This window comes from Streptomyces platensis, from assembly GCF_008704855.1.
GTDB lineage: Bacteria > Actinomycetota > Actinomycetes > Streptomycetales > Streptomycetaceae > Streptomyces > Streptomyces platensis.
In genome coordinates, this window is the sequence record NZ_CP023691.1 from 5,910,634 (window position 1) to 5,932,495 (window position 21,862).

Consider the following 21,862-nt stretch of genomic DNA (forward strand, 5'->3'; position numbering starts at 1 on the left):
GTGCCCCCTGGGGAGCCCGGCCCGGGCCCCCTCGACGAACTCGTCGCCCGGCTGACCGCGGCGGGGCTGCCGGCCGACGCCCGCGGGATGGCCGATGCCCTCTGGCTCGCCCAGTGGATCACCCCGGGCCCCTCGCGGGCCGAGGGCGCCGCGGACGCCGGCCCCACCCACGGGGAGCCTCCGGACCGTACGGATTCAGCCACATTCCGGGTGGGACCGTCCGCATCCGCTGAGGCCGAGGGGACGGATGGGGCGGCACTGACCGGCAGCGGGACCGAAACGGCGGACGGTGACCCCGCGCCGTCCGTGCTCCAGGAGGGCGCCCGGCGCCGGGTCGCGGAGCTGCTGCCCACCCGTGACCCGGGGGAGACGCCCGCGCGCTTCCCCGACCCGGACCGGCAGCGCCTGGGCGAGGTCGCGGTCCCGATCGCCTCCGCGTTCCCCGGACTGCTGCCGCTCCAGCGCGCGCTGCGGCCCATCCAGCGCTACCGCCCGCCGGTCGCCCCGGTCCCCCGGAGGCTGGACGAGCCCGCCACCGCCGAGCTCTCCGCCCACGCCGAAATGATCATCCCGGTGCTGCGCGGGGTGCACCGCCGGGCGGCCGGTCTGCGGCTCCTGATGGACGGCTCGTCCTCGATGGCCGTCTGGGAACAGATGCTGCACGACCTGCGCCAGGTCTGTGAGCGGGTGGGCGCCTTCCGCGATGTCACGGTGCACTACCTCCATCCGCACGGCCCGGACGTGGGCGTCGCGGCGGCCCCCGGCCCCGGCCGCCCGCTGCGCCCCGCCGACCAGCTGCACGACCCGACGGGCCATCACCTCACCCTCGTCGTCAGCGACTGCGCGGGCCCCCTCTGGCGGGACGGCCGGATGCAGCGGCTGCTCTACCGCTGGGCGGCCGAGGCCCCGCTCGCCGTCGTCCAGCCGCTGCCGCAGCGGATGTGGGCGCGCACGCTGCTGCCCGCCGTCGCCGGCACCCTCGTCCGCCGCCAGGGCCCCTACCAGGCCCTCGACTTCCGCCCGGCCCGGCGCCGCCGCCGTCCCGCCGGGCCTCCGGGCGCCGCCGAAGCGCCCCGCGAGCGCGCCATTCCGGTGCTGTCCGCCACCCCCTCCGCCCTCGGCTCCTGGGCCCGGCTGGCCGCCGCCGACGCCGGTCTCTCGCTGCGCGGCGCGGCCTCCGTCGTCCGGGCCGACCACGGCACCGAGCATCCGGCCGGACCGCCGCCCGCGTCCGGGACCGCCGCGCCGGCCCGTATGGTCCGCGAGTTCGACCAGCAGGCCTCACCGGCCGCCCGGCTGCTCGCCGTGCATCTGTCGGCCGTGCCGCTCTCGCTGCCCGTCATCCAGCTCGTCCAGCGCGCGATGCTGCCGCAGACCGGCCCGGCCGAGCTGGCGGAGGTGCTGCTCAGCGGCCTGGTCACGCAACTCCCGCCGGACGAGCGCCCGTCGGGGGAGCAGGCCGGGGTGAACGGCCCCTGGTACGACTTCGTGCCCGGTGTACGCGATGAACTCCTCGCCCGGCTCAGTGCGGGGGAGGCGGCCCTGGTGCTCAAACACTGCTCGCTCTACGTCGAGCGCACCTTCGGCCGCAGCGCCCGCAACTTCCCGGCCGTCGCGGTCGCCATGCTCTCCGGCAGCGGCCGCGAGCCCGAGACCGGCCAGCGGGCCGTCCCCGAACCCTTCGCCCGGGTCTCGGAACGGGTGCTGCGCCGCTTCGAACCCGCGCTGCGCCCGCCCGCCCGGCGGCCGTACGCGACCGACGGGCCCGCCGCGGAAGGCGCGGCCCTCCTGGAGCGCTACGAACAGGACCGCGCCGGCCGGGACCTGATCGAGGCGGTCCGGCTGCTGCGCGCCGCCACCGAACGCCTGCCGGTGGCCGGCACCGACCTCGCCCGCGCGCTGCTGCACGCCTGGGCGACCTGGCGCCAGCCGGACGCACTGGAGGAGGCGGAGCGCGCGGCCCGCGCCGCCGAACGGGCCACCGCGGGCGAGCCCGCCGATGACCCGGAAGGCGCCGCGGCGGGCCGGGAGGCCGAGCGCACCCGGGCGCTGATCGTGCTCGGCCGGGTCGGCCACGCCCGCGCCCGGGAACGCCGCGCGGCCGGCACCCCCGCCGAGGAGCGCACCGCGCTCGCCGACGCCGCCCGCCATCTGCACGCCGCCTGCGGGCTGATGAGCCTGCTGGACCCCCGCGTCCTGGAGAGCATGGTGTTACGCACCGAGGTCCTGCGCCGCCTGGCCGCCCTGCCGCCCGTACCGAGCACCGACGGAGCGACCGACCCCGACCCGCTCGACGAGGCGGAACGCTCCCTCACCACCCTCCTCGACCAGTGGCCCAGCGGAGAGCAGGTGCCGGGCGAGGTCTACGCCGCGCGCGGCGGTGTGCTGCTCGACCAGGCGCGGCGGGCCGCCCGCGGCGACACCGACGGGCCGCGCCCCGCCGAGGCGCTCGCCGTCCGCGCCGCCGACGACCTCGACACCGCCGCGGTCCTGCTGCGCCGCCGTGGTGGCGCGGCCGACCGGCTGGTCTGCGAGACCCTGCTCGACCTCGCGGCGGCCCGCCAGCTCAACGGCGGCGCTGGCCTGCCGTCCGTGCTGCCCACCCTCGAACACGCCCGTGCGCTGGCCCATGAACTGGACGACCGGGCCCTGGAAGCGGACAGTCTGCGCCGTACGGCCGCCGCCCAGCGCGCCGTGCACACCCGTACCGGCGACCTGACCGCGCTGGACGCCGCCATCGCCGCGCTCGCCGCCGCCCTCCGGCTCACCACCCCCGATTCGCCCGAGCACAGCGCGCTGCTCGCCGAGCGGGGCGCGGCACTGCTGCTGCGCGCCCGGCTGGAACCGGCCGGGGAACCGGGCAAGCGGCTGGCCAACGAGGCGGTGCACGTCCTGCGCGAGGCGCTGGGCCGGGTCCGGCCGCAGGACCCCGACCTGGGCAGTCACCGGCTGCTGTTCGGCCGCGCCCTGCGGCTGCGCTACGAGCGCCAGCCCTCGCTCGCCGATCTGCACGAGGCCGACTGGATCCTGGAGCTGGCCGCCCGCGGCGCGGACGTACCGGACGCGGTGGCGGCCGAGGCCTGGCTCGAAGTGGGCGATGTGCAGCTGCTGCTGGACCGCCGCTTCGACTCACGTGAGCGCCATGACCGGGCCGCCGCCTGCTACCGCCGGGCCGCCGCGGCCGCCCGGCGGGCCGACAGCGCGCTGCCGGCCGCCCGCGCCCACCACCGCCGCGGCGAGGTCCTGGAGGTCACCGCCGGACCCCGGTCCGCGCTGCACGCCTACCGCGAGAGCTGGGAGCAGTGGCAGCGGGCCGGCGAGGACACCGGCGCCGAGGCCCAGCGCACCCGCGCCCGTATGCGCGCCCTCGAATCCACCGCCTGACCGCCCCGAGCACCCCGTCCGGCTGCCTGGCCGTCCGCACCGGAACGTGTTTCTGTGGACGGCAGTTCGGGAACACACCCGTCCAGCCGGCCTGAGGAGAGCAGCGTGGCGACTACCCCCCGCACCGAACCGGCTGTGGCCGCCCCGCCGGGGCCGTCGGCCGAGCGGCTGCCGGACTTTGCCGGGGTTGACGTGGGCGTTCTGGCGGCACGGACCGGCCATGCGGTGCTGGGCGAGGTGGCGGCGCTGCTGCTGCGCAACTGGCCGTCGGCGGAGGACGCCGTCGCCTATTACGAGGACGGTCCGGAGAAGGTCTTGCACTGACAGTCGAGAACGGTTGTTTTTGGGCAAACGTGCAAGGAAACCGGCCAGTTGCTGGGGGAATCTGGTTCTTCGCCCGAGGGCGGAGCCATGTACCAGGCAGCGGGCCGGAATTGGCGAGCCCGTACCTCGACGCAGGCAGACGAGAGCAGGGGGCGACCCGTGGCGGGGGAGAAGACCGGCCCGACCGCTGTCGTGCCCTTCCGGCAGTTCGTACTCAAGGTCCACAGCCGCTGCAACCTCGCCTGCACCTACTGCTACATCTACGCCGGCCCGGACCGCAGCTGGCGCGCGCGCCCGCCGACCGTCCCGGCCGCCACCATGCGGCAGACCGCCCTGCGGATCGCCGAACACGCCCGCACCCACCGGCTGCGCGAGGTCCGGATCGATCTGCACGGCGGCGAGCCGCTGCTCACCGGCCCCGGACCGCTGCTGGCCCAGGCAGCCGCGGTCCGCGCCGCGCTGCCCGCCGGCTGCACCGCCGCATTCGGGGTACAGACCAACGGGACGCTGCTCACCCGGGACATGATCGACACCCTCGCCGCCGCCGGGTTCCGGCTCGGCCTCAGCCTCGACGGCGGCACCCCCGGCCTCAACCGCCGCCGTATCGACCACGCCGGGCGGCCCTCCTGGCCCGCGGTCTCCCGCGCCGTACGCCTGCTCCACGACCGGCCCGAGGTCTTCGCCGGCATCCTGTGCACCATCGACATCACCGCCGCCCCCGGCGAGGTCTACGACTCGCTGCGCGCCCTGGACCCCCCGATGGTCGACTTCCTCCTCCCGCACGCCAACTGGACCAGCCCGCCGCCCGCCCCCCTCGGTCCGGCCGGCCGCACCCCGTACGGCGACTGGCTGTGCACCGCCTTCGACCTGTGGTGGGACGGCGGCCCCGGCCCCCGCGTACGGGTCTTCACCGAAATCCTCGGCCTCCTCCTGGGCCGCCCCAGCTCCAGCGAGGCGGTCGGGCTCTCCCCGGTCGTCGCCCTGGTCGTCGACACCGACGGCGCCATCGAACAGGTCGACTCGCTCAAATCGACCTACGAGGGCGCCGCCGCCACCGGCCTCGACGTCTTCCACCACACCTTCGACGACGCCCTGGCACACCCCGGCATGGCCGCCCGCCGGAGCGGCCGGGACGGCCTCGGCGCACAGTGCCGCGGCTGCGCCCTGGTGGAGGTGTGCGGCGGCGGCAACTACGCCCACCGCTATCGCGCGGACACCGGCGGCTTCACCAACCCGTCCGTCTACTGCGCCGACCTGGAGCGCCTGATCCGGCACATCGCGGCCCGCCTGAACGCCACGGTCGCGCTCAACTGACCTGCGTCCGAGATGACCTGACGCACTGTCGTCATATGGAGGGACACTTGGGCTATCGTGCCAAAAAGCCAGGGCGTGCCTGATGAGACAGCCTCTCCGCGCGCGCACCATCGCATCCCAGGGAGACGGTCGCATGGTCGATCAGGCCCATTTTTCCGGTCCCACCGGCTCCAACGAACACATCACCATCAGCTACGCGGGCTTCGCCCGGCCCTGGGCCGCCTGGATCTCCCATCAGCTGGAGCAGCAGGGCCACGGCACGACCATGCTGCGCTGGGACCCCCAGGTGGACACCGCGCTGGTGGCGGAGCTGTCGGGACTGCTGGAGGCCGAGGGCCGGCTGCTGATGGTGCTGGACGACTGGTATTTCCGGCTGGGCCCCAAGACGCAGGACGAGTGGACGACCGCACTGCGCGAGGTGGTCTCCGCGCACGCTGACCGGTTCGCCGCGGTGAGCGTGGCCACCCAGAGCCTGCCCGCCACGGCCTCCCTGCTGCGCCCCGCCGACCTGCGTGACCTGGATGCCCACGAGGCCAACCGCCGGGTACTGCAACGGCTCGGTATCGCGGTGCCGGGCCGGGCCGTGGACGAGGACGCGCCCGGCGCGCCCCGCTTCCCGAACAACCCGCCCGAGGTGTGGAACATCCCGCGCCGCAACAACCGCTTCACCGGCCGCGACCATGTCCTCGAAGCGCTGCACGGCAAGCTGGCCGGCTCCGGTGCGGGCGCGGGCCCGCCGCTGGAGACCCGGATCGCGCTGTATGGCACCTCCGGCGTCGGCAAGAGCCAGATCGCCGCCGAATACGCCCACCGCTTCGGCAACGACTACGACGTGGTGTGGTGGATCAGCGCCACCAACCGCGGCGCCGCCCGCGAACAGCTCGCCGAACTCGCCACCCGGCTCGGCCTGCCCGTGGGCCGGGAGCTGGGCGACCGCATCCGCGCCGTCCATGAAGCGCTCCGCATCGGCCGCCCCTACCGCCGCTGGCTGCTGATCTTCGACAGCGCCGACGACATGGAGCAGATCGAGGACCTGGTCCCGGACGGCCGCGGCCATGTCCTGATCACCACCCTCACCCGCGACTGGTCGGGCTCCGGCAGCGCCCAGGAGATCGAGGTGCCGCCCTTCGAGCGCGTCGAGAGCGTCGCCTACGCACGGCGGCGCGCCCCACGGCTGACGCCGATGGAGGCCGATCTGCTCTCCGAGGCGGTCCAGGACCTGCCGCTGCTGCTCGCGCAGACCGCCGCCTGGCTCGACGCCAACCCGATGTCCCCCAAGGAGTACATCGAGCTGATCCGCCGCGGCGAGCCCAGCCTCGTCGGCATCCGGATCTCCTCCGACTACCCCATGGCCTTCCAGACGAGCTGGGCCATAACTCTCAACACGCTGCGCGAACGCAGCCCGGCCGCGGTCGAACTCCTCAAGCTGTTCGCGTTCTTCGCCCCGGACACCATCCCCGTGCCGATGCTCTCCCGGGCCCGCCGCGGTGACCTGCCCGAGCACCTCGCCGACCTGGCCGCCGAACCGATCAGCTGGAACACCGCGCTGCGCCGGCTGACCGAGTCCACCGCCGTACGCCTCGACTACCAGGTCTCCCAGGACGCCGACCCGGCCGTGGAGACCGCGCTGATGCACCGGCTCTACCACCGGTTCCTGCGCAGTGACATGACCGAGGACGAGCGCGATCTGATGTCGGCGTGCGCCTGCCGGGTGCTGGTCACCGCCGACCCGCAGAACCCCGCCGACACCCGCTACTGGGAGCGCTACGCCGAACTCATCCCGCATCTGGAACCGGCCGGGGTCCTCGACAGCCCCGAGCCCGCGGTCCAGCAGCTGCTGCTGAACTGCGTGGAATACCTGCGGGTCCGCGGCGAGTACCGGATGGGCCTGCGGCTGTGCGAACAGTTCATGTCCCGCTGGCGCACCCGCCTCGCGGCCACCCAGCGCACCATGCTCGTCCTCACCCACCAGCACGCCAACATGCTGCGCCGGCTCGGCCGCTACCGCGAGGCCGAGGCCGTCGGCAGCGCCGTCGTCGACCAGCTCGCCGCCGAGCGGGCCCCCTCCGACGCCGATCTGCTGCGGGCCCAGGACGGGCTGGCCGGCACGCTGATCGCGCTGGGCTCCTACGAGCAGGCCTACGAGCTCTTCGACGCCGTCTGGCGCGCCTACACCGAGCTGCTCGGCCCGGAGGCACCCCGCACCCTCTCCTCGCGGCACAACCTCGGCAGTGTCCTCGCACTGCTCGGCCGGTACGAGGAAGCGCTGGTCACCCATCGCGAGGTGCTGTCCTTCCGGGAGCGCGAGCTGCGCGCCCGCCACCACCTCACGCTCAACGCGGGCACCGCCTACGCCCGCACCCTGCGCCTGCTCGGCCGCTACCGCGACGCCACCTCCAGCCAGGAGCTCAACGCCCGGCTGCACCTCCAGGTGATGGGTCCGCACACCCCGCAGACTTTGCGCGCCGAGCACAATCTCGCGCTGTGTCTGCGCCGCTCCGGCGAGGTCACCCGGGCCGCCACCCTGCTGGCCGACCTCGTCGAGCGCTCCCGCCGGGTGCTCGGGCCCCGCCACCCCGAGACGCTGATGGTGCGCGCGGACCACGCCACCTTCCTGCGGGAGCACGGAGATCTCGGGCACGCCCGCGACCTCGCGGAGGAGGTCGCCGAGCGCTACCGCGCCCTGGCCGGCGAGCGCCATCCGTACACCGTCGGCACCCTGGGGAACGTCGGGCTGGTCCGCGGGGAGTTCGGGGACCCGGCGGACGCGCTGGACCTCGCCGAACGTGCGCTGAGCGGGATGACCGAGGCCATGGGCCCCGGCCACCCCTGGACGCTGGGCTGTGCGCTGAACGCCGCCGCGGCCCGCAACCGGGTGGACGACGAGGAGGGCGCGGTGGAGCTGGGCCGCGACACCCTGGAGCGGGCCAAGGCGAGGCTGGGCGACACCCATCCGCTGACCCTCTCCGCGAAGACGGCGCTGTCCGAGGACCTGCGGGCGCTCCGCCGCGGCCAGGAGGCGGCGAAGCTCGAACAGGAGGCGATCCAGCAGCTCTCCGAGAACCTGGGCGCCGAGCATCCGCACACCCTGTCCGCCCGGCGCCGCCGCCGCCCGTACTGGGACTTCGAACCGCAGCCCGTCTAGACCTGACCAGGGGTTCGTCCCACGCATGCGGAAGGGCCCGCCCCCACCGGGGACGGGCCCTTCCGCTGGTGCCTGCCGGTTCTCCGGCGGCCCGGACGCTTATGCGTCGAAGGCCTCCGCGACCAGCTGTGCCTGCTCAGCCTGGTGACGCTTGGCGGAGCCGACGGCCGGCGACGAGGAGTGCGGCCGCGAGATGCGGCGCAGGCGCTCGCCGTGCGGGACATCGGCGCCGACGGCCAGGTCGAGGTGGTCGATCAGGTTGAGGCCGAGGAACGGCCAGGCACCCTGGTTCGCCGGTTCTTCCTGGGTCCACAGGTACTTCTCGGCGTTCGGGAACTTGGAGATCTCCGCCTGGAGCTCCTTGCCGGGAAGCGGGTAGAGCCGCTCGATACGGATGATCGCGGTGTCGTGCGCGCCGCGCTTCTCCCGCTCGGCCTCCAGGTCGTAGTAGACCTTGCCGGAGCAGAAGATGACCTTGCGGACATCCTCGGGCTTGACCGTGGAGTCGCCGATGACGGGACGGAAGCCGCCCGTCGTGAACTCATCCGTCCGCGACGCCGCCGCCTTCAGACGCAGCATCGACTTCGGGGTGAAGACGACCAGCGGCTTGTGGTGCGGGTTGTGGACCTGCCAGCGCAGCAGGTGGAAGTAGTTCGACGGCAGGGTCGGCATGGCGACCGTCATGTTGTTCTGCGCGCACAGCTGGAGGAACCGCTCGATACGGGCCGAGGAGTGGTCCGGGCCCTGGCCCTCGTAGCCGTGCGGCAGCAGCAGGGTGACGCCGGACGTCTGGCCCCACTTCTGCTCCGCCGAGGAGATGAACTCGTCGACGACCGTCTGGGCGCCGTTGACGAAGTCACCGAACTGCGCCTCCCACATGACCAGCGCCTCCGGACGGGCCAGGGAGTAGCCGTACTCGAAGCCCATCGCCGCGTACTCGCTGAGCAGCGAGTCGTAGACGTTGAAGCGGGCCTGGTCCTCGGAGAGGTAGAGCAGCGGCGTGTAGTCGTCGCCGGTCTCCCGGTCGATGAGCACCGCGTGCCGCTGGCCGAAGGTGCCACGGCGGGAGTCCTGGCCGGCGAGCCGGACCGGGGTGCCCTCCATCAGCAGCGAGCCGATGGCCAGGGTCTCGCCCATGCCCCAGTCGATGGTGTTGTCCTCGACCTGGGCCGCGCGGCGCTGCAGCTGGGGCAGCAGACGCGGGTGGACGGTGACCCGCTCGGGGATGTTGACCTGCGACTCGGCGATCCGCTTGACGACCTCCTGGGAGATCGCGGTGTCGACGTAGACCGGGAACTCGGCCTTGGGCTGCGGCACCTCGGGGGCGGCCGGGGCCGTCGTGGCGTCGCGGACCTCGGTGAAGACCTTCTCCAGCTGGCCCTGGAAGTCCTGGAGCGCCTGCTCGGCCTCTTCCAGCGTGATGTCGCCGCGACCGATGAGGGACTCGGTGTAGAGCTTGCGCACCGAGCGCTTCTTGTCGATCAGGTCGTACATCAGTGGCTGGGTGAAGGCCGGGTTGTCCGACTCGTTGTGGCCACGGCGGCGGTAGCAGATCAGGTCGATGACGACGTCCTTGTTGAACGCCTGGCGGAACTCGAAGGCCAGACGGGCAACGCGGACGACGGCCTCGGGGTCGTCGCCGTTCACGTGGAAGATCGGCGCCTCGATCATGCGGGCCACGTCGGTGGCGTACATGGACGAACGCGACGACTCCGGGGCGGCGGTGAAGCCGACCTGGTTGTTGATGACCACGTGCACCGTGCCGCCGGTGCGGTAGCCGCGCAGCTGGGACATGTTCAGCGTCTCCGCGACCACGCCCTGGCCGGCGAACGCCGCGTCACCGTGCAGCTGGATCGGCAGGACCGTGAAGTCCGTGCCGCCCTTGTTGATGAGGTCCTGCTTGGCGCGCGCGATGCCCTCGACGATCGGGTCGACGGCCTCCAGGTGGGAGGGGTTCGCGGCCAGCGAGACCTTGATCTGCTCGCCGTCCAGGCCGGTGAAGACACCCTCCTGGCCCAGGTGGTACTTCACGTCGCCGGAGCCGTGCATCGACTTCGGGTCGAGGTTGCCCTCGAACTCGCGGAAGATCTGCGCGTACGACTTGCCGACGATGTTCGCCAGGACGTTGAGGCGGCCGCGGTGGGCCATGCCGATGACGACCTCGTCGAGGCGCGACTCGGCCGCGGAGTCGATGACCGCGTCCAGCAGCGGGATGACGGACTCGCCGCCCTCCAGCGAGAAGCGCTTCTGGCCGACGTACTTCGTCTGGAGGAAGGTCTCGAAGGCCTCGGCGGAGTTCAGCCGGCGCAGGATGCGCAGCTGCTCCTCGCGCTCGGGCGACTTGTGCGAGCGCTCGACCCGGTCCTGGATCCACTTGCGCTGCTTGGGGTCCTGGATGTGCATGAACTCGATGCCGGTGGTGCGGCAGTACGAGTCACGCAGCACGCCCAGGATGTCGCGCAGCTTCATCATGGACTTGCCGGAGAAGCCGCCGACCGCGAACTCGCGCTCCAGGTCCCACAAGGTGAGCCCGTGCTCGGTGATGTCGAGGTCGGGGTGCTTGCGCTGGTGGTACTCCAGCGGGTCGGTGTCGGCCATGACGTGGCCGCGGACCCGGTAGGAGTGGATCAGCTCGAAGACCCGGGCGGCCTTGGTGACGTCGTCGTCGTGGGAGGCGTCGATGTCCCGCAGCCAGCGGACGGGCTCGTACGGAATCCGCAGCGACTTGAAGATGTCGTCGAAGAACTCGTTGTCGCCGAGCAGCAGCTGGCTCATGATGCGCAGGAACTCGCCGGAGGCGGCGCCCTGGATCACCCGGTGGTCATAGGTGCTGGTCAGCGTCATGACCTTGGCGACACCCAGCTTGTTCAGGGCGTCCTGGGAGGTGCCCTGGAACTCCGCGGGGTAGTCCATCGCGCCGACGCCCATGATCATGGACTGGCCGGGCATCAGGCGGGGCACGGAGTGCACGGTGCCGATGCCGCCCGGGTTCGTCAGCGACGCGGTGACTCCGGTGAAGTCGTCCATCGTCAGCTTGTTGTCGCGGGCCCGGCGGACGATGTCCTCGTAGGCCTGCCAGAACTCGAAGAAGGTCAGCGTCTCGGCCTTCTTGATGGCGGCGACGACGAGCTGGCGGTCACCGTTCGGCTTCACCAGGTCGATGGCGAGACCGAGGTTGATGTGCTCGGGCTTGACCAGCGTCGGCTTGCCGTCCTTCTCCGCGAAGGAGTAGTTCATCGACGGCATGGCCTTGAGGGCCTGCACCATCGCGTACCCGATGAGGTGGGTGAAGGAGACCTTCCCACCGCGGGCGCGCTTGAGGTGGTTGTTGATCACGATGCGGTTGTCGAAGAGCAGCTTCACCGGGACCGCGCGGACGGACGTGGCCGTCGGCAGCTCCAGGGAGGCGTTCATGTTCTTCGCAACGGCGGCCGAGGGGCCGCGCAGGGTGATGAACTCGGGACCGGCCGGAGCCGAGCCCTCCTCGGCGGCCGGCTTCGCGGCGGGCTTGGCCGGAGCCGCCTTCGCGGGCTCGGCCTTCGCCGGAGCGGCCTTCGCCGGTGCCGGAGCGCTCGCGGCGGGCTTCGCCGGGGTGGCCGGCGCGGCGGAGGCCGACTGCGGCTCGGCTGCGGGCGCGGCCGACTGCGCCGGGGCGGCCGGAGCGGGGGCAGAGCCCTCCGCCGGCTGGCTCGGTGCGGTGGCACCGCCCGGCTTGTAGTCAGCGAAGAAGTCCCACCAGGCTCGGTCTACCGAGTTCGGGTCCTGGAGGTACTGCTGGTAGATCTCGTCGACGAGCCACTCATTGGGACCGAACGCAGCAGCAGGGTTCTTACCCTGCCCCTCCTGGTCGGTCGAGATGCTCGAGCTGTTGGGGGACTGTAGCGACACGGCGGCAACCGCCCTCTTCCGCTTCCTAAGGTGGTGGACAGCGGGAATAAAGGCTACGCCTGTTGTGACCCTTGGTGCAGGCCGGGAGGGGCACTCGTCGTGTACGTCACATTCCCGGCCGGGTTTCGGGGCATGACTTGGCGGGAAACACACGAAGTTTGCCTCTGTGCGGGTAGGAGTGATCACCACCACACCCGCGGGGGAGTGCTTCCACCACCGACCCTACGTCAGCGGCCGTCAGCTTCGAGCTGACTCCAGCCCCGGAAGAGTGACCCGGATCCGGCAACCGCGGGACGATTCCGCGACGCCGATGCGTCCGCCGTGCAGATCCACCGCCCAGCGGGCGATCGCCAGGCCCAGGCCCGTACCGCCGTCGCTGCCGGGGCCGGAGGGGGCCGGGCCGCCGCGGTTGAACCGCTCGAAGACCCGGTAGCGCTCCGCCTCGGGGATGCCGGGGCCCTCGTCCTGCACCTCCAGCACCAGGCTCTGCGGCCCCTCGCCCCGCCGGGCGTGCACCGTGACCCGGCCGTGCCGGGGGCTGTGCTTGATCGCGTTGTCGATGAGATTGGCCACGACCTGGTGCAGCCGCTCGGCGTCCGCGTGCGCGGTCAGCTCCGGCGGCGAGACATCCAGGTGCAGATGGACGTCCGTACGGGTGTGGGTGCCGGAGCCGGCCACTCCGGCGAGGGTGGCGGCGCCCCGGCTCATGTTGGCTTCCTTGAGCACCCCGGACAGATAGGGCCAGACCTCGAAGCGGCGGGAGTGCAGCGGCACCACCCCGTTGTCCAGCCGGGACAGGTCCAGCAGGTGCTCGACCAGCCGGCCCAGCCGCTCGGTCTGCTTCAGCGCCGTACGCATCGTCTCCGGGTCCGGCTCGCAGACGCCGTCGACGACGTTCTCCAGGACGGCCCGGAGCGCGGCGATGGGGGTGCGCAGCTCGTGCGAGACATTGGCGACCAGCTCCTTGCGGTGGGTGTCCACCGCTTCCAGGTCGGCCGCCATCCGGTTGAAGGCGTTCGCCAGGTCGCCGAACTCGTCGCGGCGCTCCGAGCGGACCCGGCGGCTGTAGTTACCGTGCGCCATCGACCGGGTGACATCCGTCATCTCGTCGAGCGGCGCGGTCAGGCTGTTGGCCACGAACTGGGTGATCAGCAGCGAGGCGATGATCGAGAAGATCGTGATCACCCGCAGCTCGGTCGCCGAGTGCATCGCGACGAACACCAGCAGGGTCGTGATGATCACCGAGACGCTGACCAGCGCCCCGAGGGCAGCCTTGACGGAGCGGTACGGGTCCAGCGGGCGCAGGCCCTCCCAGATCCGCTGCCACAGCTCGGCCAGGCGAGTGCGTGGCGACCGCGTCATGCGGCCGGGGTCTCCAGGGCGTAGCCGACGCCGTGGACGGTACGGATCCGCTCGGCGCCGATCTTCCGGCGCAGTGCCTTGATGTGGCTGTCGACCGTCCGGGTCCCGGAGGCGTCGGCCCAGTCCCACACCTCGGCCAGCAGCTGCTCACGGGAGAGCACCGCACGCGGGGTGTTCGCCAGGCACACCAACAGATCGAACTCGGTGGGCGTCAGATGGACGTCCGCACCGCGCACCCGCACCCGGCGCTGGGCGTGGTCGATCTCCAGCTCGCCCAGGCGCAGGATGCCGCTGCGCGGGGTGTGCGCGGCCAGTGCGGCGCGCTCGACCCGGCGCAGCAGGACATGCACCCGCGCCGCCAGCTCACGCATCGAGAACGGCTTGGTCATGTAGTCGTCGGCGCCGACGCCGAGGCCCACCAGCATGTCGGTCTCGTCGTCCCGGGCGGTGAGCATCATCACCGGCACCGGACGCTGGGCCTGGACCCGGCGGCACACCTCCAGGCCGTCGAAGCCCGGCAGCATCACATCGAGGACCAGCAGATCGGGCTGCCAGGCCTCGGCGGTGTCCACGGCGGCCGGGCCGTCGGTGGCCGTCTGCACCTGGAAGCCCTCGGCGCGCAGCCGGGCCGCGATGGCCTCGACGATCGTGGGGTCGTCCTCCACGACCAGCACCCGGCGCTGCGCACCCGGCGTGGCCGCGGCGGCGCCGCCCTGCGTTGTCTGAGTCTGGTCCATCGCCCGCCCCTGCATGTCCCTGCGTGGTCGCGTCTTGCTGGGCAGCAGCGTACGGGCATGGTGTGACTGTCGGCTACGCGCCCTTCCGCGCGAGATGGACCACGTCCGGGACGCCTCGGACAACGGGGATCTCTTCCGTATGTACCCCGCTGAAACCGGCATTTCGCAGCGCTTCCTCGAAGGCCGGCGAGGGCTGCGCGGACCAGACGGCGAGCACTCCGCCGGGGGTCAGCCGGTCGCGGCAGGCGGCGAGCCCGTCGGGGGAGTAGAGGCTGTCGTTGTCCTCGGTGACGGTCCAGTCGGGGCCGTTGTCGATGTCCAGGCACAGCGCGTCGTAGGTGTCCTGCCCCGCTTCCGTGCGCAGGTGGGCGACGAGGTCGGTGTGCCGGATCTCGCTGCGCGGATCGGCCAGCGCGGCCGCCGAGACGGCCGACAGCGGGCCGGTGCGGTGCCAGTCGATCACCGCCTCCTCGCGCTCGACGACGACGATCCGGCCCCAGCGCGGCTGCCGGGCCGCGCGGGCCAGGGAGAAGCCGACGCCGAGGCCGCCGATCAGGACGGAGGGGTGGGCGCGGCCGGCCGGCAGCGCGTCCAGCGCGGCATCGATCAGCAGCCGTTCGGACCGGCCGTCGGAGGTGTCCATCAGGAAGCAGCCGTTGGCGATGATCTCGTAGATCACCGGTGCCGCGGGGGTGCCGCCGCCGTCGGCCCCGGGTGCCGCAGGGGGCCCGCCCCGCTGCCGCAGCACCACCTCACCGAACGGGCCCTCGCGGCGGTCGAGCGTGCGCGGGGCCTCGGGGGCGCCGGTCCTTGCCTGCGTCGGTGTCACGGAAGCCATGGCGCCATGGTGGCCAATGCGGGGCGCGCCGGTCCAACGCTTTGGGGACCCGTTCCCCCGGTTGTCCGCCCGGACGTGAAGCACCTTCCAGGGGTTGTCTCGTGTGACGGATCTCACTCTCACAGGTTCTTCATGGATTGAGCGTGCAGGGTGGTCCGGGACGTAGGACAGGGCAGGGATTCACGGCCGAGGGACACGGGCGTGGCTCACCGGATGCGCCAGGACGGAAGGGGCCTCGGACTGTGAGCTGGCTGGGAACCGCCGAGAGGATATGGACCGGTCGCGGGACGGTCGCCGACGCGGGGCCGGACACCGGCCCGGCCGGTACGCCGGGCCTGCTGCCCGGCATCCCCCGGCAGCGCGGGGGCGGGGAGACCGGGGCCCGCGCCGCCGCCGAAGCGGGGCCGAGCGCCCCTGCCGTGGCGGTGCGTTGGCGGCTCTGGCGGCTGCTGCCCACCCCCGTCGGCACCCCGTTCACCTTCGGCTACGCCATCCTCCTCGTGGCCACCTCGCTGTTCGCCGAGTACGCCGACCCGGGGCTGGTCTCCGACCTGCTGCGCGGATCCAGCACCGATGTCGTCCATCTCGCCCAGGCCCCGCTGGTGGTGCTGATCGCCAGCGCCTTGTGGATCGCCGGCGGGATGACCTCCGGGTACGCCCTCGCCTTCCTCTTCGTGCTGACGGCGCTGGAGCGGCGGATCGGCGCGCGGGCCGCGGTCGCGGTCTTCTTCGGCGGCCATGTGCTCGCCACCCTCGCCACCGAAGTGCCCGTCGCTTTCTCGGTCGCCGCCGGCGGGCTGCCGGAGAGCTCGCTGCACCGCCTCGACTACGGCATCAGCTTCGGCGTGATGACCTGCGTGGGAGCCCTGGCCGGGCTGCTGCCGGCCTGGCCGGGCCGGCTGCTGCTGGCCGGCGTCGGCTATCTGGCGCTGACGGATCTGTTCGCCTACGTGGACCCGCTGTCCGACTGGGGGCATCTGCTCTCGCTCGCCCTGGGGGTGGCGAGCTGGCCGCTGCTGCGCCGCTGGCGCACCCGTCGCGCCGCACCCGCACCGCTCCTCGGCGACCTGGGCCATCCCGCCCTGCGGGGCGCGCGGATGTACTGAGCGTTCCCCGCGGCCCGGCCGGCCCGGGGGACAGGCCCTACGGCCGCGCCGTCGACCGGTAGGTGTGGGTGATGGCGTAGGCGCAGCCGCCCAGGAGCGCCACACCGGAGAGCACACCGCTGACGAACGGCACCCACGCCACGGCGGAGGTGGCCGCCATGCCCAGGCCGATCGCGCCGAGCGCGGTCAGTGCGGCACCGGGGACGGCGATGCTGCGCCGCTTCCAGACCGCCATCAGCGCGATGAAGTGCAGGCCGACGATCAGCGCGATCCACGCCACCGCGGTCTGCTCGGGGGCACCCGCCGCCCGCAGCGCGAGATTGCCGCCGATCAGCAGCACCGCCTCGGCCCCCACGACGAACGCGAACTTCCCCCGGAACCAGTCCGCCTGAGGGGCCTCGGGGCCGTCCGCCGCGGGCAGCCCCCGGCGCCCTGCCCGCAGCGCGAGCGTGAGCAGCCCGGCGAAGGTGAGCACCGCGAGCACCCGGAGGGCGATACCGACCGCCGGATTCAGCGGGTCGTGCGCGTTGGCGACCACGAAGATCGTCCCGAAGAGTGCACCGATGAAGACACCGGACATCCGCTGCAACATGCCGTGAAGGTAGCAGTCTTGACGGGGTGTGAGGCCGGAGGCGAGGGGCGTGCTGCCGAGGTCCGCCGGACCGGACACGCCTGGTGCGTTTCTTCGGAGCCGCGTGCCGGGCCCCGGCGAGCGCCCGGAGATTCTGGGCGGCCAACGCCGCCGACCGCTGCCCGGTGGACGAATTCTTCGGCAAAGGCTGACCGACGGGCGGGGGCATTGGGTCGATGAAAACCCTTGCCTGCCCGATCTGGGGTATGGGAATTTTCGAACTGCCCGCCAAATTAGCCTGCTTGAGCCTGATCGCCTCATTCGTTCACGGCAGGGAGCGGAACGGACATTCTGCTGATAGCTCGATCCGCGTAACGTGCGGCATTATTGGGCTAGTTGTAGACGGATGGTTCGAACCGCCCCTGCTTTTCTGATGGGTCGCCATATAGTGATAGCTTCGCCGGACGGCAGTGCCAACTTACCTGCCATTAGCGCGTGTTCACGAGGGATGGTTCTAGGGTGCCCACTAGCCATGACGGCTTTGAAGCTGATCCGGATGAACTCAGGGGTGGGGCTTCGGATGTGCTGAAATGCCTTGACCCGGCCAAGGGGGTCGATTTCGGAGCGCTGAACGAAAGCTTCGATGATTCCGATCAGGGCGAAAAGGTTCTCGCCGATAAATTCGAAGCTTTCTGCGATACGTGGGAGGTGGCCTATCTCGTTCTCGGTGACCGCGCCAGCGACATGTCGGACAAGCTAAAAAGCCAGGCCGACACCTACGAGCAAAACGAAGCCCATACCGACGAGTACATGAAGTATATAGATCAGCATAAGAATGGTACGGGGCTCTAAAAGCGGGGGCGGGCGTGACGGACGAGTTGGGCGAAACGAAAGACCCCAAGGGGCTCATTCCCGGAAATGTAGGGGATGTCGAGGGTGTCGCTCGGACGCTGAAGAAACAATCCGGAAAATTCGAGAGCGTCGCAAAAGGGCTGGGCGCCGTACGGATATCTGGCTGGAACGGTGCAGCCGGTGACCGGTTCTGGGAAAAGCTTTCCGGTGAGAAGAAGAACTGGCTCTACGCTTCCGATGCGCTGTCCGATGCGGCTGCGGCGATCAGTGGGTATGCCGAGGCGTTGAGCGCGGCACAGGGGAAGGCGCGGGAAGCGATCGAGCTGTGGGACGAAGGCGATGAAAGCCAGGCCCAGCTGATTCTGAGGACTGCCCGACAGAACTTGCGGGACCATGCTGATTCGGCGGCGGGAAAGTTGAAGGACGCGGCCGGTGGCGCTTCCGACGCGCCGTCCTGGCTGCAAAGAGCAGGCAAGACCGCCGAACAGCAAAAGGAATCGGGAAAGATCAGCGTCAGCATCAGGGAGCTCCACGAATCCAGTCCACTGACGGACAGGCCGAACAGCAAGAAGAAGTACTTCGGTGCGGCGGGCCCCGAGGATCCCAATGCCAAAAAACCCCGAGCCTCCGAGGTCAAGCTGTGGGAGCGGAAGGCCGAGGTGAGTGTCTGGGAGGCGGAGGCTGAAGGCGAGTCGCAGTTCGGAGACGACGGCAAGGTCTCCGGGAAAGCCGGCCTCAAACTTCTCGGGGCGGAGGGTACGGCGGCTGCTTCCGTGACCGACGGCAAGCTACAGGTCGGAGCCGGCGGTAAGGCGTACCTGGCACAGGCATCCGCGGAGGGCGGCGTCGAGTACGGCATGGCCGCTGCCAAGGCGGATGCCACGGCCTTTGCCGGTGCCGAGGCGCAAGTGAATACATCCGTGGGCAAGGATGGAGTGCACGCGGGCGCCGAGGCTTTCGCGGGCGCCAAGGCGACGGCGAGTGCCCACGCGGACGTGGCCGGCATCGGGGCCGGTGCCACTGCTGAAGGGTGGGCCGGAGCCGGAGCTGCGGCCCATGCGGATGCCGGCATGAAAGATGGAAAGTTCGTCATCGGCGCCGATGTGGGCGTAGGACTCGGACTCGGGGGCAAGGTCGGTTTCCAGGCTGAGATCGACCCGCAAAAGGTCGCGGACTCGTTCAGTGACATAGGGGACAAGGTGGGTGACGGCCTCGACGCAATGGGTGACGGGCTGGAGTCCATCAATCCCTTCGGATGACACTGGCCTCGCATTTCGCACACTAGGGAGTTGATCCACGATGGCGACCACGCTGCCGGTAAAGATTGAATTTTCGCTGCCCGAGGGCTGGCAGCCGGCGCCCCCCGATGAGGTGGGCGCTCCCGGAGTGGCTTTCATCGCACTTCACTCCGAGTCGCAGGACAAGTTCACCGCGAATATCACGATCGCGGGTAAAGTCCGGGACGAAGCCGACCTGCTCACACTCGCACAGGAGTCGGTCCATCGGCTGCGTGAGGGGGCAACGGTGAGCGTCGCCACGCAGGCCCAGGGGGGCACCCCGGAAGTGCCTGCGCTGACCCAAACGCTGCGTATCTCCACCACCTTGCGCGGGCTGCCCGTGGAATTGGTCCAGAGCCAGGTCTACCTGCTCATGAATGATGCGCATGATCCGTCCAAACACGCGGTGATCGAGCTGGCATTGACCGCTAAGCAGTCCCAGCTGGATCAGGTCGCCGACGACTTCGAGGAGTTCGTCCGATCCATTCGTCCGGCGGGTCCTGACGCCGCGTAAGTCTTATGCATCTCGGCGCTCATGGGTGAGTACCCCGTGGTCCATATTCGCGGGGGACTCACGCGTGAGCACCTGTCCTTCAGGACGTGTGTTACACCTGCGCCGGCTGGTGGTCCAGGACGTCGCACAGATAGTTCAGCTTCTGGTCGATCTGTTCCGCCCGGAGCCGCCCCCGATGCCAGGTGAGCAGATCGTTTCCCTGGAACCGGAGAGGATGGTCCTTGGCGCGGGTGTCGGTCATGAGGAACCGAGCCAAGGGGCCGGTCAGAACCGCACGCGCGACCTCTTCGTCGTTGGCGATCACGCGAAATTCCTCGTCGAATTCGGGATCGCCCAGCTCTATCACCTTGCCGCCTCCGAACAGGGCGTTCAGGCGCGCGTTCACCTTGTCCAGTGCCTGCGGCCGTTTGACGACCATACGAGGTACGGACGTCGCCGACGTCACGGCGAACACCGTGGAGCGCTGCACCGTGTTCGGGCCGTCCACGTCCATTCCCCGCGAGTTGTACTCGAAGCAGCAGATGGCGCGACCCCGGAATTCGCCGACGATCTGGTCCGAAATGGGGATATTGGTCCCCGTTCCCGGGAGTGGCTCTCCCCCGCAGTAGCGGTCTCCCTGGCCGGGGGCCCAAGCGGTGTGGCTCCACCCCCGGCTCTCCACCAACTGGAGCAGTTCTTCCAGCTGTTGGGGGCTGCGGTTGTCCCTTTTATTCACATACCGCGAGACCCAGATGAACAATCCGAAGAAAGCGGCGATAAAAAGGAAAAGGCCGACGATAAGGACTGTTTCCCATGTCTCGTTCATGCGGCACGAGTATGTCGGACGGCCCGGTGAACGCACCCGCCGGGGGCGACCGGTGGGTGGGTCACCCCTGTTTGCCCCGCTCGCATATGACGCTTCAGAGCGTGTCGCCGCCTGGCGAGCGGTCCTGGTTGTACTGCCCGTAGCTACGAGGCTTCCTCTGGTCCGCCCGGTGATTCCGAACGACTGGTCCTAGCCCAGCCAGAGGAGCATGCCGTCCCCCTCGTCCGCCGCCGCGCGGAAGAACGGCCGCAACTGCTCGTAGTGCTCGCAGACATAGTCCAGCGGCTCGCCCCGCTCCCAGACGATCGTCGGATAGATCTGCGCCGCGGCCAGGTCCGCCGGGCCGACGCCGTCCGTCAGACGCTCGGCGGGTATCTCCGCGAGCGCCTCGGCGGCGGTCCGCACCTGCGCGGGGGTGAGGTAGCGGGGCGGGCCGTAGCCCCAGTCGTCGGCATCCGGGATGTCCTGCTCGCCGTGGACGATGTCCACCGGGAAGGCCGCGCGGCGCAGCAGGAATCCGACGGCGGCCCAGGCCTTGTCGATGTCCAGGCAGCGCGCCGCAGCGGGCTCCGGGCAACCGGCGGCCTCCGCTTCCATCCGCCCCTGGACCAGCTTCAGCGCCCACTCGGGATCGCTCAGGCCGCGGTCGAGTTCGGCAGGGGTGACACGTGCGTACTCTCCGATCATGCTCATGGACCCGACGTTAGGGCCGACCACTGACAACGGCCGGTGCGCGGTGGGACGGTGCCCGGCCCGCGGCGGGCGGATCCGGCCGGGCGCGGCGGCCTCCTCCGGCGCCTGGGAGAATGGCGGTCCCTTCCCGGCACGGCCTCGTGCGGTGCCCGCCGACGCAGGAGTACCCCCGCCTTGTCCTCAGAACGCGAGCCCTCGATTCCGGGCGTCACCGACCTCGGCCTGACGTCCGACTGCGGCAGTTGCTTCGGGCTGTGCTGTGTCGCGCTGCCGTTCGCGGCCTCGGCGGACTTCGCGATCGACAAGGACGCCGGCCGGCCCTGCCCGAACCTTCAGCAGGACTTCCGCTGCGGCATCCACCGCGACCTGCGCCCGCGCGGCTTCACCGGCTGCACCGTCTTCGACTGCTTCGGCGCCGGGCAGAAGGTCTCCCAGGTCACCTTCGACGGACAGGACTGGCGGCGGGCCCCGGGGACCGCCCGGCAGATGTTCGACGTCTTCCCCGTCATGCGGCAGCTGCACGAACTCCTCTGGTACCTCGCCGAGGCGCTCACCCGCCCGGCGGCCCGCCCGGTGCACGCCGATCTGCGCGCCGCCCTGGAGAAGACCGAGCGCCTCACCCGCGGCAGCGCCGAGGAGCTCATGGAGCTGGATGTGCCGGCCCACCGAGGCGAGGTCAACGCCCTGCTGCTGCGTACCAGCGAACTCGTACGGGCCGAGGTCCCGGGCCGTAAGAAGGAGCGGCGGGGCGCCGACCTCATGGGGGCCCGCCTCAAGGGCGCCAACCTCCGGGGCGCCAACCTCCGTGGGGCCTACCTGATCGCCGCCGACCTCAGGGGCGCCGACCTGCGCACGGCGGACCTGATCGGCGCCGATCTGCGCGCCGCCGACCTCGCCGGAGCCGATCTCACCGGCGCGCTCTTCCTCACCCAGTCGCAGCTGAACGCGGCCAAGGGCGATGCCGCGACCGAGCTGCCGCAGAGCCTGAGCCGCCCCGCCCACTGGTAGCGCGGCCGCGCGGCCCGACCGGCCCCGCGGCCCGACCGGCCGCA

At 71.2% G+C, this 21,862-nt stretch carries 16 protein-coding genes; 9 read left to right on the forward strand and 7 right to left on the reverse strand.

Going from position 1 to position 21,862, the window contains the following annotated elements; translation table 11 throughout:
• The 4 genes from CP981_RS39240 (at window position 1) to fxsT (ending at window position 8,167) form a co-directional block, all read left to right on the forward strand.
• Window positions 1–3,384 carry an SAV_2336 N-terminal domain-related protein gene (locus CP981_RS39240; protein WP_280117017.1) on the forward strand — a complete coding sequence of 1,128 codons (3,384 nt, stop codon included), beginning with the start codon at window positions 1–3 and terminating at the stop codon, window positions 3,382–3,384.
• Window positions 3,385–3,489: 105 nt separating this feature from the next.
• The gene (locus CP981_RS26365; RefSeq protein ID WP_085922885.1) at window positions 3,490–3,708 is read left to right on the forward strand and encodes a YxD-tail cyclophane-containing RiPP peptide; all 219 of its coding nucleotides are present in this window, start codon (window positions 3,490–3,492) and stop codon (window positions 3,706–3,708) included.
• 159 nt (window positions 3,709–3,867) lie between these two features.
• The gene (locus CP981_RS26370; RefSeq protein WP_085922886.1) at window positions 3,868–5,022 is read left to right on the forward strand and encodes an FxsB family cyclophane-forming radical SAM/SPASM peptide maturase; all 1,155 of its coding nucleotides are present in this window, start codon (window positions 3,868–3,870) and stop codon (window positions 5,020–5,022) included.
• Between the two features lie 133 nt (window positions 5,023–5,155).
• Window positions 5,156–8,167: an FxSxx-COOH system tetratricopeptide repeat protein gene (gene fxsT / locus CP981_RS26375; protein WP_085922887.1), complete on the forward strand. Its 3,012-nt coding sequence runs from the start codon at window positions 5,156–5,158 to the stop codon at window positions 8,165–8,167.
• Between the two features lie 99 nt (window positions 8,168–8,266).
• Here fxsT and CP981_RS26380 read toward each other — a convergent pair whose 3' ends face one another.
• From CP981_RS26380 to CP981_RS26395, 4 genes are all read right to left on the reverse strand, one after another.
• Window positions 8,267–12,055, reverse strand: coding sequence for a multifunctional oxoglutarate decarboxylase/oxoglutarate dehydrogenase thiamine pyrophosphate-binding subunit/dihydrolipoyllysine-residue succinyltransferase subunit (locus CP981_RS26380; RefSeq protein WP_085922888.1), 3,789 nt, complete (start codon window positions 12,053–12,055; stop codon window positions 8,267–8,269).
• A gap of 237 nt (window positions 12,056–12,292) precedes the next feature.
• Entirely contained in the window at window positions 12,293–13,417 is a 1,125-nt protein-coding gene (locus tag CP981_RS26385) for a sensor histidine kinase (protein ID WP_085922889.1), read from the reverse strand.
• A complete protein-coding gene (locus CP981_RS26390) occupies window positions 13,414–14,154 on the reverse strand; it encodes a response regulator transcription factor (protein ID WP_042148648.1) in 741 nt (246 codons plus the stop codon). The genes CP981_RS26385 and CP981_RS26390 overlap by 4 nt, the downstream gene beginning before the upstream one ends.
• 73 nt (window positions 14,155–14,227) lie before the next feature.
• Window positions 14,228–14,992 (reverse strand): spermidine synthase family protein, encoded by a 765-nt coding sequence (locus tag CP981_RS26395; protein WP_085922890.1) that lies wholly within the window; start codon window positions 14,990–14,992, stop codon window positions 14,228–14,230.
• Between the two features lie 242 nt (window positions 14,993–15,234).
• Here CP981_RS26395 and CP981_RS26400 point away from each other — a divergent pair, with 242 nt between their 5' ends.
• Window positions 15,235–16,098, forward strand: a complete 864-nt coding sequence (locus tag CP981_RS26400; RefSeq protein WP_244329793.1) for a rhomboid-like protein — start codon at window positions 15,235–15,237, stop codon at window positions 16,096–16,098.
• 37 nt (window positions 16,099–16,135) lie between these two features.
• On the opposite strand, the gene CP981_RS26405 is transcribed toward CP981_RS26400, so the two are convergent.
• On the reverse strand, window positions 16,136–16,690 hold the full coding sequence (locus CP981_RS26405) for a hypothetical protein (RefSeq protein ID WP_085923015.1): 555 nt from the start codon (window positions 16,688–16,690) through the stop codon (window positions 16,136–16,138).
• 498 nt (window positions 16,691–17,188) lie between these two features.
• Here CP981_RS26405 and CP981_RS26410 point away from each other — a divergent pair, with 498 nt between their 5' ends.
• From CP981_RS26410 to CP981_RS26420, 3 genes are read left to right on the forward strand one after another with little or no spacing between them, the layout of a single operon-like run.
• Window positions 17,189–17,521, forward strand: a complete 333-nt coding sequence (locus CP981_RS26410) for a hypothetical protein (protein ID WP_143658819.1) — start codon at window positions 17,189–17,191, stop codon at window positions 17,519–17,521.
• A gap of 14 nt (window positions 17,522–17,535) precedes the next feature.
• Window positions 17,536–18,780 carry a putative T7SS-secreted protein gene (locus CP981_RS26415; RefSeq protein ID WP_143658820.1) on the forward strand — a complete coding sequence of 415 codons (1,245 nt, stop codon included), beginning with the start codon at window positions 17,536–17,538 and terminating at the stop codon, window positions 18,778–18,780.
• Window positions 18,781–18,820: 40 nt separating this feature from the next.
• Window positions 18,821–19,312 (forward strand): hypothetical protein, encoded by a 492-nt coding sequence (locus tag CP981_RS26420; protein WP_085922893.1) that lies wholly within the window; start codon window positions 18,821–18,823, stop codon window positions 19,310–19,312.
• A 91-nt stretch (window positions 19,313–19,403) separates the two neighbouring features.
• On the opposite strand, the gene CP981_RS26425 is transcribed toward CP981_RS26420, so the two are convergent.
• The gene (locus tag CP981_RS26425; protein WP_143658821.1) at window positions 19,404–20,117 is read right to left on the reverse strand and encodes a DUF3137 domain-containing protein; all 714 of its coding nucleotides are present in this window, start codon (window positions 20,115–20,117) and stop codon (window positions 19,404–19,406) included.
• Window positions 20,118–20,306: 189 nt separating this feature from the next.
• A complete protein-coding gene (locus tag CP981_RS26430; protein WP_244329794.1) occupies window positions 20,307–20,810 on the reverse strand; it encodes a YfbM family protein in 504 nt (167 codons plus the stop codon).
• Between the two features lie 174 nt (window positions 20,811–20,984).
• Between CP981_RS26430 and CP981_RS26435 the strand changes: the two genes are divergently transcribed.
• Window positions 20,985–21,818 (forward strand): pentapeptide repeat-containing protein, encoded by an 834-nt coding sequence (locus CP981_RS26435; RefSeq protein WP_085922896.1) that lies wholly within the window; start codon window positions 20,985–20,987, stop codon window positions 21,816–21,818.
• Window positions 21,819–21,862: the final 44 nt, after the last annotated feature.